The sequence below is a fragment of the Bradyrhizobium sp. Pa8 genome (genome assembly GCF_052588265.1).
Genome location: NZ_CP176767.1, coordinates 8,282,368 through 8,296,680, shown reverse-complemented (window position 1 = coordinate 8,296,680; position 14,313 = coordinate 8,282,368). Strand labels below are relative to the sequence as shown.

The window sequence follows — 14,313 nt, the reverse complement described above, 5'->3', positions numbered from 1 at the left end:
TCGCCGCGTGCGACGATTGCGGAGCTTCATATCGCGCCTGCGAAATGCAACCGAGCCATGACGGATCGCGCGGGCGGGCGACCTTGCGCGCCAGCGCGGGCAGGGGCACTCTGCACAAGCGGCGCACAAGAACGCCGCCAATAAGATGTGCTTACAAGATCTCGGCGAGGAAGCTTCATGGCGGTGACGCGGATCGATTGCGATATCCACCCGGCCGTTGGTGGCACGCGCACGACACTGCTTCCCTATCTCAGCGATCACTGGAAAGAGCAGGTCGTGAGCCGCGCCATCGACGGGCTCGATCTCACCTCCTATCCGCCAAGCATGCCGCTGACCGGCCGTGCCGACTGGCGACCGGCCAATGGCGCCAAGCCCGGCTCCGATCTCGCCATGGTGCAGAAGGGCGCCTTTGATCAATTGGGCGCGAGCCACGCCATCCTCAACGTGCTCTATGGCGCGCAGGCCGTATTCGACGCCTACATGGCCGCCGATTTCTGCAAGGCCATCAACGACTGGATCGCGGCCGAATGGCTGTCGCGCGATCCCCGCCTGCAGGCCTCCATCGTGGTGCCGATGCAGGACCCGGATCTCGCGATCGAGGAGATCGAGCGCCGCGCCGGCGACAATCGTTTCGTCTCCATCCTGGTGTTGGCGCAGGGCGAGACGCTGCTGGGACGGCGGCATTACTGGCCGGTGTACCGGCTTGCCGAGAAGTACAAGCTGCCGCTCGCGATCCACGCCGGCACACAATATCGCCAGGCGCCGAGCTCGGCCGGCTGGCCGTCGCACCGCTACGAATATTACTTCGTTGAGGCGCAGGCGTTTCAGGCGCAGATCCTGAGCCTCATTTATGAAGGCGTTTTCGGCAAGTTTCCGAACCTGAAGGTCGTGCTGATGGAGTCGGGCGTGAGCTGGCTGCCGGCCTTCATGTGGCGCGCCAACAAGACCTGGCGCGGCGTCCGCGTCGAGGTTCCCTGGGTCGAACGCGAGCCGGCCGCGATCATCCGCGACAATTTCCGCGTCACCATGCAGCCGTTCGATGCGCCGACTGATGCCAAGAGTGTCGAGGAGATCATCGACCAGATCGGCTCGGAAAAGATGTTTTTGTTCGCGTCCGACTATCCGCACTGGCAGTTCGACGGCGACGATCCGATCCCTCCGAACCTGCCGAAGAGCATCATCGCAAAGATGTGCGTCGACAATCCGCTGGAAACGTTTCCGAGGTTATCGCTGAACTAGCGCATGATCCGGAAAAGTGGGAACCGGTTTTCCGATAAGATCATGCCCAAATAAAAAATTTGGAGGGATCGCATGAGTGACGTCATCGACCGCCCGCTGCTCGACGAAGAAAAGCCCGCCACCTCGCGGTTGCGCATCGTCGATTGCGACGTGCATCCGAGCCTGCGCTCGACCGACGACCTCAACGAGTTCCTGCCAAGACGCTGGCAGCAGCATCTGAAGGAATATGGCAGCCATCTGCGCACGCCTTATCTCTTCACCACGCCCTATCCGCGCTCGTCGCCGCTGATCGCGCGTCGCGATGCCTGGCCACCGACCGGTGGGCCGCCGGGCTCCGATCTCGCCTTCATGCAGAAGCAGCATCTCGATCCGCTCGACGTCGAGTTCGGGATTCTGCAGGTGCTCGATCTCTTCATCTTCTCGCAGCAGAATCTGGAATTCGGCGCCGCGATCCAGCGGGCCATCAACGACTGGCAGCTGGCGTTCTGGTCGCATCGCGATCCGCGCCTGAAGGCGTCGATCCTGGTCGGGCAGGACGGCGTGGATCTCGCCATCGCCGAGATCGAGCGCTGCGCCAAGGTCGGTGAATACATCCAGATCAATGTCTCGCCGCGCGCCAACGAGCCGCTCGGCCGCCGTCGTTACTGGCCGATTTACGAGCGTGCCGAGGCGCTGGACCTGCCGCTCGGCATCCATGTCGGCGGCTATGGCGGGCATCCGCCGACCGGCGGCGGCTGGCCGTCTTATTATGTCGAGGAGCACCAGTCCAACGCGCACACCATCGCGGCGCAACTTGCGAGCCTCGTCATCGAGGGCGTGCCGGAGCGCTTTCCGAAGCTGAAGATGGTCTTCATCGAGGGCGGCTTCGGCTGGATCCCGTCGGCGGTGTGGCGGATGGACCAGCACTTTGAACGTTTCCGCAGCGAAGTGCCGCATCTCAAGCGCAAACCGTCCGAATATGTGCGTGAAAACTTCTGGTTCACGACGCAGCCGATCGACGAGCCCGACGAGGCGCGGCATCTTCGCTCGCTGATCGAATGGGTCGGGATCGACCGCCTGCTGTTCTCGTCGGACTATCCGCACTGGGATTTCGACGATCCGCGCTTCGCCTTCAAGACGCCGCTGACTGAGGCCGAGCGGAAGAAGATCTTCAGCACCAATGCCCGCGCGGTCTACAAGTTCTGAGCAAAGAGGTTCTGAAGGGATATGGCCCGTCACATCGTCGCGCGCACCTCGGAGATCCCGCCCGGCGGCAACAAGGTCGTCGATATCGCCGGCCGCGACATCGTCGTGTTCCACGTCAATGGCGAGTTCTTCGCGCTGTTGAACCGCTGCCCGCATGAGGGCGCGCCGCTGGAGAACGCCGCTTGCGTGGCGCGGCTGACTTCGCCCGAGCCCGGCGTCTATGAGCGCTCGCGCGTCGGCGAGATGCTGCGCTGTCCCTGGCACGGTTGGGAATTCGACATGCGCAACGGCCAGTCCTGGTTCGATCCAAAACGGGTCAAGATCCGGTCCTATCCGGTCGCGGTGGAACGTGGCGAAGAGTTGCAGAAGGGCCCGTATGTCGCCGAGACGTTTCCGGTCCATGTCGAGGACAGCTATGTGATTGTCGAGGTCTGAGCCGGCATTGCCGATTGAGATTCCAACGCAGGTGCGTTATGGCTCTCGCGCTTTCCAGAGGCGGAGATGAGCTTTGTCGAAACAATCCCTGCGTGAGGAGGCCGAGCGCCTGATCCGCGAATCGATGGAAAAGAAGGCCATCGTCGTCAAGCAGGGCTCGACCCGCATCGAGGCCGTCTGCGGCAAGTGCGGCGCGCCGAACCGGGTGCAGGCGGAAAAAGGCCAGAGCCGGGTCAAATTCGCGTGCAAGAACTGCGGGCACCAGCAGGAAACGCTGTAGCTCCATTCGTGACTGCACCCTCTCCCCTTATGGGAGAGGGTGGCTTCGCGCAGCGAAGCCGGGTGAGGGGTCTCTCTCCGCGAGTCCTCTCTCATTTGGTATTCGTGGACGCAACCCCTCATCCGGCGCTTCGCGCCACCTTCTCCCACAAGGGGAGAAGGGAAGGCAGTCACTCCCCCTTCACATACCGCGCGAACGCATCCGCATAATCCGGGTGCCAACGTGACAGCGGCGGGCGGTTCTCGACGATGTCGCCGGCGGCCCACAGCATCCGCTTCTCGTCGAGCGCGCGCGGCACGTCGTTGTCCGGGCAGAGGATGTAGAAGTCGCCGGCCTCCAGCCGCGCCAGCATGAAATCCACGGTCTGCTCAGCCGTCCAAGCTCCAGCCGGCTTCTCGGTGCGGCCCTTTGCGGTCAGGCCGGTGAAGACGAAGCCGGGAATGAGCAGATGTGCAGTGATGCGGCAGTCCTTCGTGTTGCGCAGCTCGTGCTGGAGCGCTTCCGTAAAAGCCTTCACGCCGGCCTTGGAGACGTTGTAGGCGGGATCGCCGGGCGGCGTGGTGATGCCCTGCTTCGAGCCGGTGTTGATGATGAGGCCGGGCCTGCCGCGCGCGATCATGCCGGGTGCGAAGATGCGCGAGCCGTTGATGATGCCCCACATGTTGACGCCGATGATCCGCTGCCAGTTGTCGGGCTCGCCGAACAGCGTGCTGCCCGGCTGGATGCCTGCATTGTTCATGAGGATGTCGGTGCCGCCGAAGCGCTCGCGCACGCCGCGTTCCAGTTCCGTCACGCTCTCCGCCTTGCTGACATCGACCGTGAACGTCATCACATGTGTGGCAGAGGCGACGGATGACAGTTTTGTTGCAGCTTCCGCCAGCCGCGCCTGATCCACATCTGCGATGCACACCTTCATGCCGGCGCGCGCGAAGGCCAGTGCGGCAGCCAATCCGATACCGGATGCGCCGCCGGTGATCACGGCGACATTGTCTTTGACGATGGCGGAATGTGGCATGGTTGGTCTCCGGGGAAGGGCTCGATCGAGCTATAACATGGCGCTCGCGCGACCCTGCACAAGTCGGCATGGGAGGTCTTCGTTCCACGCCGCCTTTACGCCTCTCCGCCACCGCTGTATTCTCGTCGACTTAACGATCCCGCCCAGATCGAACCAAACAATCACCTGACAGGGAGTGCAGCCATGGCTGTGTCGCAGGCTATTCCGATCACGCGCCATCCGTTCGCCAACGGGTCCTACAAGCAGATGCTGATCGACGGGAAGTGGGTCGATGCTGCCTCAGGCAAGCGCTTCGAGACCCACAACCCCGCCACCGGCGAATTGCTGGCGACGGTAGCCGAGGGCGACAAGGAAGACATCGACCGTGCCGTTGCCGCCGCCCGCCGTGCCTTCGAAGGCCCCTGGAGCAAAGTAAAACCGTTCGAGCGGCAGAACCTGCTGCTCAAGCTCGCCGACCTCGTCGAGAAGAATTTCGACGAATTGTCGCAGCTCGACACGCTCGACATGGGCGCGCCGCTCAGCCGCACCCGCGCCTATCGCCTGCGCGCCGTCGGCATGCTGCGCTATTACGCCGGCCAGACCACCGCGATCCATGGCGAGACGATTGAGAACTCGCTGCCCGGCGAAATCTTCTCCTACACGCTGAAGGAGCCGATCGGCGTCGTCGGCGCCATCATTCCCTGGAACGGCCCGCTCACCGCGACGATCTGGAAGATCGGTCCGGCGATCGCGACCGGCTGCACCGTGGTACTGAAGCCCGCCGAAGAGGCGCCGCTCACCTCGCTGCGCATCGCAGAGCTGGCGATGGAAGCCGGCATTCCGCCCGGCGTCATCAACGTCGTGCCCGGTTATGGCGAGACCGCGGGCGCCGCGCTCGCCTCGCATCACGACGTCGACAAGGTCGCCTTCACCGGCTCGCACGTCACGGGTCAGTCGATCATCCGCGCCTCCGCCGGCAACCTCAAGCGTGTCTCGCTCGAGCTCGGCGGCAAGTCGCCGGACATCGTGTTCGCCGATGCCGATCTCGATGCCGCAGTCCCCGGCGCCGCGATGGCGGTGTTCGCCAACTCAGGGCAGATCTGCAGCGCCGGCACGCGCCTGTTCGTCGAGCAGTCGGTCTACGAAGAGTTCGTCGGCCGCGTTGCTGAGTTCGGCAAGAAGCTGCAGGTCGGCAACGGCCTCGACCCCAATGTGCAGATCGGCCCGCTCGTGTCCGAGGAGCAACTCAAGCGCGTCACCGGCTATCTCGACATCGGCCAGAAGGAAGGCGCGCGGGCGCTCGCCGGCGGTGGCCGCGTCACCGAAGGCGCACTGTCGAAGGGCTTCTTCGTCTCGCCGACGGTGTTTGCGGGTGTCCAGGACAACATGCGCATCGCGCAGGAGGAGATTTTTGGTCCCGTCATCTCCGCGATCGCGTTCAAAGACATGGACGAGCTGGTCAAGCGCGCCAACAACACTACCTTCGGCCTCGGCTCCGGCCTGTGGACGCGCGACGTCAGCAAGGCGCATGCGGTCGCGAAGAGCCTGCGCGCCGGTTCGGTGTGGGTGAATTGCTACCAGGCGATGGACCCGGCCGTGCCGTTCGGCGGCTACAAGATGAGCGGCTATGGCCGCGAATCCGGCAAGCAGCACGTCGAGGAATATCTCAACGTGAAGGCCGTCTGGATCAAGACGGCGTAGGGCCTTCTCTCTCCGGCGTTCCGCGAGAGGGAATATCTGCTTTTAATGGGGCGGCGCCTTTTCCAGGGGCCGCCCCTCGCTATATGATCCGCATCCTTTCCTAGCCGTCTGAGGCCCACATGAAATTCGAGGCGTTGTTCAAACCGTTGCAGGTCGGTCCGTACAAGCTCGCGCATCGCGTCGCGTTGGCGCCGCTGACGCGCATGCGCGCCGAGCGCGAGAGTTTTTCGCCGCGGCCGCTCAACGCCGAATATTACGGCCAGCGCGCCACGCAAGGCGGCTTGATCATCGCTGAAGCGTCCCCCGTGCTCTCGCATGGCCGCGGCAACCCCGCGACGCCCGGCATCTATTCGGAGGCGCAGATCTCCGGCTGGCGCGAGGTGACGGATGCCGTGCACGCCAAGGGCGGCATCATTTTCCTCCAGCTCTGGCATGTCGGCCGTGTCTCGCATTCCTCCTTCCACGGCGGTGAGCTGCCGGTCTCGGCTTCGGCGATTGCGATCAAGGCCGAAGGCATGAAGGCGATGACCGCCGACGGCAAGATTTCTGATTACGAGACCCCGCGCGCGCTGGAGACCGACGAGGTCAAGGGCATCGTCGAGGCCTTCCGGCAGGGTGCCAAGAACGCGCTCGCCGCCGGCTTCGACGGTGTCGAGATCCATGGCGCCAACGGCTATCTTCTCGAGCAGTTTTTGCAGTCGCGCAGCAACCAGCGCACCGATCAATATGGCGGCGGAATCGAGAACCGCGCGCGGTGCTGCTGGAGGTCACGCAGGCGGCCATCGACGTCTGGGGCGCGAACCGCGTCGGCGTGCGGCTGTCGCCCCACGGCATCGCCAATGATTCCGGCGAGCCCGATCCGATGCCGCTTTACACGCACGTCGTGAAGGCGATCGACAAGCTCGGCCTTGCCTATCTTCACTTTATCGAGCCTCGCTCCAGCGGCGCCGGCCGTGCCGACGTCCACTGGGAGAACGTGCCCTCCGCAATGGTGCTGTTCCGCCCGCTCTACAGCGGCGTGCTGATGACCGCCGGCGGGTTCACCGGCGAGACCGCGAATGCGGCGATCGTCGACGGCCACGCCGACATCATCGCCTTCGGCCGCATCTTCATCTCCAACCCCGATTTGCCGCGCCGCCTTCGGCACGACTATCCGATCACGCCGTACAACCGTGCGACGTTCTACGGCGGCGAGGAGAAGGGGTATACGGATTACCCGGTGTATGACGAGCTCGCGACGGCGTAGCCGTCTTCGCAGCCCGGATTGCGCTTCGCTCCATCCGGGCTGCGGCTCTACGATTGTCGCCCCGACGGACCCGCAAGCTCCGTCATTGCGAGCGCAGCGAAGCAATCCGGAGTCTTTCCGCAGGGGCAGTCTGGATTGCTTCGCTGCGTTCGCAATGACGACGGAGAGAGACCATGGCCAAAGCCGCAGTCGCCGCAGGAACCGCCACCGGCCGATGCCTCTGCGGCAAGGTCACCTTCGAGATCGACGTCCCCGCGCGTTGGGCCTGGCATGATCATTCGGCCAGTAGCCGCCGTGCCCACGGCGCGGCCTATGCGACCTATGTCGGAAGCTGGAAGAAGCGCTTTCGCATCACCTCGGGGAAAACCGCGCTCGCCCGCTACGAGGACAAAGCGACCAAGACCGCGCGCAGCTTCTGCGCCCATTGCGGCACGCCGATCGCGTACGAGCGGCCGCGCGGACCGCATATGGTCAACATCCCTCGCGCACTGTTCAACGAGCGCACCGGCCGCCAGCCGCTCTATCACATCGCGATCGAAGAGCTTCAGGAATGGGCCTATACCGGCGAGCCGCTGGTGCCGCTGAAGGGCTTCCCCGGTGTGGTCTGGCGGCGCTCGAAAAAGAAGAAGCGCGCTAGCGGCGAAGACCCTTTCGAGCTCGGCCGCGAGGAGGTGCTTTAGCCTTGGCGGCGACCCTGGTCTTCGCCGCAACAGCCTTCCGCGGCGCCGCTTTGCGTCCCGCGGCATTCGCCGCCACGAAGTCGAGCCCGCGCTTGACCCATTTTTTCAGATCGGCGTCGCCCTGATAGCCGTCCGGCGCGACGCGCACAAAGCCGGTCATGATGCGCCCGCGCATTTCCATCGGGCTGGTGTGCGGCTCCTGCAGCATGCGTGCATGCGCTTCCGGGCCGACGCGGATCAGCATGCCGCCGCGCCCGCTTACGGTGCAGCACATGGTGTTGTTCACCATGAAGCAGAGGCCGCCCATCATCTTCTTTTCCGCGACGTCTCGCTGACCCGCCAGTAATTTGCGCACCCGCGCCGCGGTGTTCTCGTCATAGGCCATCGCGTCTCCCCGTGCAGACTTACGCCCGAGCATGTTCCCAGCTTGCCCGCGCCGACGCAAGTCTGCCATGACGGCGCTTCCTTGCTTGTCTCCGCCAAGTTCGGCCATCATGCCTCACCTTGCGGCAACACCCGCGGGGCCTGGAGGAAACATGAAGAACAAGATCACCGGCCGCTCCGCTTTTCTCGCGCTGCTCAAGGACGAGGGCATCACCCATCTGTTCGGCAATCCCGGCACCACCGAGCTGCCGATCATGCATGCGCTGAAGGACCATCCTGATCTCACCTATGTGATGGCAATGCAGGAGAGCCTGGTGGTCGCGATCGCGGATGGCTACAGCCGCGCCTCCGGCAAGCTCGTCGCCTGCAACGTCCATGTCGCGCCGGGGCTCGGCAACGCGATGGGCTCGCTCTACAACGCCCAGTTCACGGGCACGCCGATGATCCTGACCGCCGGCCAGCAGGAGCAGGGTCACGGCCTGATGGAGCCGGTGCTTTATGGTCCGCTGGTGCGGATGGCCGAGCCGCTGGTGAAATGGGCGGTCGAGGTGACGCGGCTGGAAGATCTGCCGCGCATCGTCCGCCGCGCCGCCAAGGTCGCGATGACGCCGCCGACCGGGCCGGTGTTCATCTCGCTGCCGGGCGACATCCTCAACAGCGAGGCCGGCATCGATCTCGGCCGCTCCACTCGGATCGACGCCCGCGTAAAGCCGTCGGACGAGGCGCTGAAGGCGTTTGCCGCGCGGCTGCTCAAGGCTGAACGTCCCGTCATCGTCACCATGGACGAGGTGGTCAAGAGCGATGCACTGAAGGAGGCTGCCGAACTCGCCGAGCTTTTGGGCGCTGCCGCCTATCAGTCCTCGACGCCCTATGGCTCGCATTTCCTCTCGGAAAGCCCGAGCTTCGTCGGCACGCTGGCGCGCGTGCAGAAGGTCGCGCGCGACACGCTTGCGCCGTATGATCTCCTGATCGCGCTCGGCGGCGATCCCCTGCGGATGTCGGTCTATAGCGAGGTCGACGCGCTGCCTGACGGACTCGGCATCGTGCAGATCGGCCTCGTCGATTGGGAGATCGCCAAGAACTACGGGGCTGAAATCGCGCTCAAGGCGGATCTGAAGGAAACGCTGCGGGCGCTGATCCCGGTGCTGAAGGAGATGGGCGGCGCCGCACTGGCAAGCCGTGCAAAGCAGCGCCTCGCCGAGCTCGCGCCGAAGAGCTGGAGCGCGCGGCGTGCCGCGCTGGTCGAGCAGATCGGCAGGACCGCCGACCGCAGCCCGATCGATCCGGATTTCCTGGTGCTGCAAATAGTCGAGGCCATGCCCGATCATGCGATCCTCGTCGACGAAGGGCTCACCTCGAGCCGCCAGATCACGGCGCTGCGTCCGCACCGCGACCGCTTCGGCTATCATGGGCTTGCCTCCGGTGGCATCGGCTGGGGCCTGCCGGCCTCCGTCGGCGCCAGCATCGCCAATCCGGATCGCCCGGTGGTGTGCTTCTCCGGCGACGGCAGCGCGATGTATTCGATCCAGTCGTTGTGGACGGCGGCACATCACAAGCTGCCGCTCAACGTCGTCATCGCCAACAATGGCGGCTATCGCATCATCAAGCAGCGCCTGCTCGCCTTCCACGGCGACGACAATTACGTCGGCATGGATTTTGTCGATCCGCCGGTGGATTTCGCAGGGATCGCGAAGGCGCTCGGCTGCGAGGCGATCAAGGTGAGTGATCCCCGTGAGCTGAAGGCGACGTTGTCGTCGGCGTTCGGCCGGCCGGGGACGAAGCTGATCGAGGTGATGGTGGACGGGAAGGTGTAGGGGGCGCTATCGCACTGGCACTCGCCGCGCGCTCGTCATCACCCGCGGAAGCGGGTGATCCAGTATTCCAGAGAAGGTAGAGATAAATCGAGAGGCTGCGGCGTACTGGACGCCCCGGTCAAGCCGGGGCATGACAGCGTACCTAGCGGCTTCTACCCCTTCGTCCCCACCCGATACCCCGCCGCCGGATGCGGCGCACCGAGCCTTGCACGGCCATCGCCGAACAGCTTCTCCCGCAATGTGCCCTTCGCATATTCCGGCTTGTACCGTCCACGCTTGGTCAGCTCCGGCACCAGCATGTCGGCGATATCCTCGAAATCGCCGGGTGAGATCGCAAAGGCGACGTTGAGGCCGTCGACGTCAGTCTTCTCGAACCAATCCTCGATCTTGTCAGCGACGCTCTCGGGCGTGCCGACCACGACCGGGCCGGCGCCACCGATGCCGACATGCTCGATGACGTCACGCACGGTCCAGACGCGGTCGGGGTCGCCGCGGGTGACGTTGTCGAGTGCGCTGCGGCCGGCATCGTTCTGGACGTGACGCACCTGCTGGTCGAGCTCGTAGCCGGAGAAGTCGATGCCGGTCCATCCCGACATCAGGGCCAGCGCGCCTTCCGGACTGATATGCGACCGGTAGTCGGCATACTTGGCCGCCGCTTCGGCTTCCGTATTGCCGAGGATGATCGTCATCATGTTGAACATCAGAATCTCCGCCGGGTTGCGGCCCAGCGCGGCGGCTTCCTGGCGGATCGCGGAGACGCGCGGCCCGATGATCTTGGCCGACGGTCCCGACATGAACACGCATTCGGCGTGTTTCGCCGCGAACTGCCGGCCGCGCGGCGAGGTGCCGGCCTGGTACAGCACGGGCGTCCGCTGCGGCGACGGCTCGCTGAGGTGGATGGTGTTGTTGATGCGGTAATTCGCGCCCTCATGATTGACGCGATGGACCTTTGTGGGATCGGTGAAGATGCCGCGCTTGCGGTCGCGCAGCACGGCGTCGTCCTCCCAGCTGCCTTCCCAGAGCTTGTAGACCACCTCCATATATTCGTCGGCGATGTCGTAGCGGTCGTCATGTCCGGTCTGCTTGTCCTTGCCGGCGCCGCGCGCGGCGCTGTCGAGATAGCCGGTGACGACATTCCAGCCGATCCGTCCCTCGGTGAGATGGTCGAGCGTCGACATCCGCCGCGCGAACGGGTAGGGCGGCTCGAAGGACAGATTGCTGGTGACGCCGAAGCCGAGATTTTTCGTCACCGCCGCCATCGCCGAGAGCAGCAGCAGCGGCTCGTTCGACGGCGTCTGCGCTGCATTGCGCAAAGCCGCGTCAGGGCTGTTGCCATAGACGTCATAGACCCCGAGCACGTCGGCCAGGAACAACCCGTCGAAACGGCCGCGTTCCAGCGTCCTGGCGAGATCGATCCAGTAGGGCAGGCGGTTATATTCGGCGGTGCGATCGCGCGGATGGGTCCACAGCCCGGGTGATTGATGCGCGACGCAATTCATCGCAAAGGCGTTGAGCCTGATCTGCTTGGCCATGATGATCCCCCGGCGCCCTGTACCGAGCGCTCTTCGAATGATAAACGTGCGCCTCAACTTGGCGAAGTTCTTGCATATTCTTGGCCCTTGGCAAGGGCCAAGAATAGAAAGGCTTGCGCTTGGCAAGACCAAGATCAGCGGCGCTCCCGCTCTTGGCAAGCTAATCTCAAGAGAGCAAGAACGAAATCGCAAGAGAACTACAAGAGAACTCCAAGAACTGTCCAAGTCCCCGCCACTTTCGAAGGGCTACCTGTCTCGGGTATGGTCCTTCGTCCCAACGCTCGAAAAACCAGCCATGACCAGAGCCGACGCCATCGCCCGCGCCCGCGACGATTTCAAATCCGGTGCGTTCCTCACCGAGCTCGACCGCCGCGTGACCTTCAAGACCGAAAGCCAGAACCCATCGCGCGGCGCCGAGCTGCGCGGCTACCTGGAACAGGAGATGATGCCCTCCTTTGCCGCGCTCGACTTTACCAGCCGCATCGTCGAATCCCCGAGCGGCAAGGCGCCGTTCCTGTTCGCCGAGCATCATGAGAGCGCGTCAGCGCCGACGGTGCTGATCTACGGCCATGGTGACGTCGTCGACGGCATGGAGGGGGAGTGGCGCGACGGCAGCGATCCCTGGCGCACGACGGTTGCCGGCACGCGGCTCTATGGCCGTGGCACCGCCGACAACAAGGGCCAGCACAGCATCAACATGGCGGCACTCCGCGCGGTGCGCGAGGCGCGCGGCGGCAAGCTCGGCTTCAACGCAAAATTCATCGTCGAAATGGGCGAGGAAATCGGCTCGCCCGATCTCGGCAAGGTCTGCGACCTTAACCGCGATGCGCTCAAGGCCGATCTGTTCATGGCCTCAGACGGACCGCGCCTGTCGGCCGACCGCCCGACCTTGTTCCTGGGCTGCCGTGGCGGCATCCGCATTCATCTCGACGTCAATCTGCGCGATGGCGGCCATCATTCCGGCAATTGGGGCGGCGTGCTCGCCAACCCCGCGACCATTCTCGTCAACGCAATTTCGACGCTGGTCGACGGCCATGGCCGGCTTCAGCTCGACGCGCTGAAGCCGCCGCGGCTCACCAACCAGATCCGCAGCTATCTCGCCGACGTGCAGGTGGTGCCGACCGAGGACGAGCCGGCGCTCGCGGAGAACTGGGGCGAGGAAGGGCTGTCCGCCGCCGAGCGGCTCTATGCCTGGAACACGCTCGAAGTGCTGGCGATGTCGTCCGGCAATATCGAGAAGCCCGCGAATGCCATCCCCGGCCACGCCAATGCCGTGCTGCAACTGCGTTTCGTGGTCGGCACCAAGGTCGACGGCCTGATCGATGCCGTCCGCGCGCATCTGGTGCAAAAGGGCTTTCCGATGGTCGAGGTGCGGGCCGCCCAGAGCTTTGCGGCGTCGCGCACCGATTTCGACAGCCCCTGGATCACATGGGCGGCGGATTCGGTGAAAGAGACCACCGGCAAGGCGCCGGCCGTTTTGCCGAATTTCGGCGGCTCGCTGCCCAACGACGTGTTTTCCGAGATCCTGGGCCTGCCGACGATCTGGGTCCCGCACTCCTATCCCGGCTGCTCCCAGCATGCGCCCAATGAGCACATCCTGCTGCCATTGACCGAAGAGGCCTTGACGGTGATGGCCGGGCTGTTCTGGGATCTCGGGGAATTGCCCAAGCCATTAAGCTGAGCCATTAACCTGAGCCGCAATCCAGCCGAAAGTCACATTCTAATCCGGCCTGATTTGTGCTTGCATCCGGCCGCATCATCCTGAAAGGGGAACAAAAAAGTGAGACATTTCCGTAGCATCGGCCTCGCGCTCGCCGCGACCTTCGCCGTCAGCCAGGCCGGGGCCCAGGAGCTGACCGGCACGCTGAAGAACATCAAGGACACCGGCGCCATCACGCTCGGCTTCCGCGATTCCTCGATCCCGTTCTCCTATCTCGACGACAACCAGAAGCCCGTTGGGTTCGCGATGGACATCTGCTACAAGATCGTCGACGCCGTGAAGAAGGAGCTCAAGCTCGACAAGCTCGAGGTCAAGCTCAATCCGGTGACTTCGGCGACCCGTATTCCGCTGATGGCCAACGGCACGATCGACCTCGAATGCGGCTCGACCACCAACAATGTCGAGCGCCAGAAGCAGGTCGCCTTCACCAACACCCACTTCCTGACGGCCAGCCGCTACGTCTTCAAGAAGTCGAGCGGCCTGAAGTCGATCGACGACCTCAAGGGCAAGACGGTGGTCTCGACCGCCGGCACCACCAACATCAAGCAGCTCACCGAGGCCAACGTCGAGAAGAAGCTCGGCGCCAACATCATCCCGGCCAAGGACCACGCCGAAGCCTTCCTGATGGTCGAGACCGATCGCGCGGTCGCCTTCGTCATGGACGACATCCTGCTCGCGAGCCTGGTTGCCGGCTCGAAGGCGCCGGACGACTACGTCATCTCCAAGGACGCGTTCTCGAAGCCCGAGCCCTACGGCATCATGCTGCGCAAGGATGACGCCGCCTTCAAGAAGGTGGTCGATGCCGCGACCGCCGCGCTCTACACCTCCGGCGAGGGCCAGAAGATCTACGAGAAGTGGTTTACGCAGAAGATCCCGCCGAAGGGTCTGAACCTCAACACCCCGATCTCGGCCGAGCTGAAGAACGAGTTCGCCAAGCCGAGCGACTCGCCGAATCCGGACGACTACAAGTAAGCTCCGATCCGTCCTGGAATCAGGACTTCGGGATCAAAATGATGTCCGGCCACTCTTGACACCAGGGTGGCCGGACATTTGCATAGACGCCCAAGACCTCTTTCGAGGCATCTGTGATTGGCGCGTTCGCG

Annotated in this window: 12 protein-coding genes and 1 pseudogene; 10 read left to right on the top strand and 3 right to left on the bottom strand. The window is 64.1% G+C overall.

Annotated elements, in window-relative coordinates; translation table 11 throughout:
* Positions 1-177 precede the first annotated feature (177 nt).
* The 4 genes from ACKWRH_RS39310 to ACKWRH_RS39295 all read left to right on the top strand — a co-directional run bounded on the left by ACKWRH_RS39310 (position 178) and on the right by ACKWRH_RS39295 (position 3,139).
* Entirely contained in the window at positions 178-1,239 is a 1,062-nt protein-coding gene (locus tag ACKWRH_RS39310) for an amidohydrolase family protein (RefSeq protein ID WP_445217915.1), read from the top strand.
* A gap of 72 nt (positions 1,240-1,311) precedes the next feature.
* Complete coding sequence (locus ACKWRH_RS39305) at positions 1,312-2,424, top strand: amidohydrolase family protein (protein WP_445217914.1); 1,113 nt, start codon at positions 1,312-1,314, stop codon at positions 2,422-2,424.
* Between the two features lie 21 nt (positions 2,425-2,445).
* Positions 2,446-2,859 (top strand): Rieske (2Fe-2S) protein, encoded by a 414-nt coding sequence (locus ACKWRH_RS39300; protein WP_445217913.1) that lies wholly within the window; start codon positions 2,446-2,448, stop codon positions 2,857-2,859.
* A gap of 73 nt (positions 2,860-2,932) precedes the next feature.
* Complete coding sequence (locus ACKWRH_RS39295) at positions 2,933-3,139, top strand: hypothetical protein (RefSeq protein ID WP_445217912.1); 207 nt, start codon at positions 2,933-2,935, stop codon at positions 3,137-3,139.
* Positions 3,140-3,308: 169 nt separating this feature from the next.
* On the opposite strand, the gene ACKWRH_RS39290 is transcribed toward ACKWRH_RS39295, so the two are convergent.
* Positions 3,309-4,154: an SDR family NAD(P)-dependent oxidoreductase gene (locus tag ACKWRH_RS39290; RefSeq protein WP_445217911.1), complete on the bottom strand. Its 846-nt coding sequence runs from the start codon at positions 4,152-4,154 to the stop codon at positions 3,309-3,311.
* A gap of 183 nt (positions 4,155-4,337) precedes the next feature.
* Here ACKWRH_RS39290 and ACKWRH_RS39285 point away from each other — a divergent pair, with 183 nt between their 5' ends.
* The 3 genes and pseudogenes from ACKWRH_RS39285 (at position 4,338) to ACKWRH_RS39275 (ending at position 7,760) form a co-directional block, all read left to right on the top strand.
* Complete coding sequence (locus tag ACKWRH_RS39285) at positions 4,338-5,834, top strand: aldehyde dehydrogenase family protein (protein WP_135214800.1); 1,497 nt, start codon at positions 4,338-4,340, stop codon at positions 5,832-5,834.
* Positions 5,835-5,953: 119 nt separating this feature from the next.
* Positions 5,954-7,080: pseudogene (locus ACKWRH_RS39280) on the top strand (alkene reductase).
* A gap of 173 nt (positions 7,081-7,253) precedes the next feature.
* Complete coding sequence (locus tag ACKWRH_RS39275) at positions 7,254-7,760, top strand: GFA family protein (protein WP_445217910.1); 507 nt, start codon at positions 7,254-7,256, stop codon at positions 7,758-7,760.
* Here ACKWRH_RS39275 and ACKWRH_RS39270 read toward each other — a convergent pair.
* Entirely contained in the window at positions 7,714-8,145 is a 432-nt protein-coding gene (locus tag ACKWRH_RS39270; RefSeq protein ID WP_445217909.1) for a TfoX/Sxy family protein, read from the bottom strand. The genes ACKWRH_RS39275 and ACKWRH_RS39270 overlap by 47 nt on opposite strands.
* 151 nt (positions 8,146-8,296) lie before the next feature.
* Here ACKWRH_RS39270 and ACKWRH_RS39265 point away from each other — a divergent pair, with 151 nt between their 5' ends.
* Positions 8,297-9,958, top strand: coding sequence for a thiamine pyrophosphate-binding protein (locus ACKWRH_RS39265; protein WP_445217908.1), 1,662 nt, complete (start codon positions 8,297-8,299; stop codon positions 9,956-9,958).
* 152 nt (positions 9,959-10,110) lie between these two features.
* Here ACKWRH_RS39265 and ACKWRH_RS39260 read toward each other — a convergent pair whose 3' ends face one another.
* Positions 10,111-11,490 (bottom strand): LLM class flavin-dependent oxidoreductase, encoded by a 1,380-nt coding sequence (locus tag ACKWRH_RS39260; protein WP_445217907.1) that lies wholly within the window; start codon positions 11,488-11,490, stop codon positions 10,111-10,113.
* Between the two features lie 295 nt (positions 11,491-11,785).
* On the opposite strand from ACKWRH_RS39260, the gene ACKWRH_RS39255 reads away from it, so the two are divergent.
* On the top strand, positions 11,786-13,171 hold the full coding sequence (locus ACKWRH_RS39255) for a M20 family metallopeptidase (protein WP_445217906.1): 1,386 nt from the start codon (positions 11,786-11,788) through the stop codon (positions 13,169-13,171).
* A 99-nt stretch (positions 13,172-13,270) separates the two neighbouring features.
* Positions 13,271-14,182 (top strand): amino acid ABC transporter substrate-binding protein, encoded by a 912-nt coding sequence (locus ACKWRH_RS39250; RefSeq protein WP_445217905.1) that lies wholly within the window; start codon positions 13,271-13,273, stop codon positions 14,180-14,182.
* Positions 14,183-14,313: the final 131 nt, after the last annotated feature.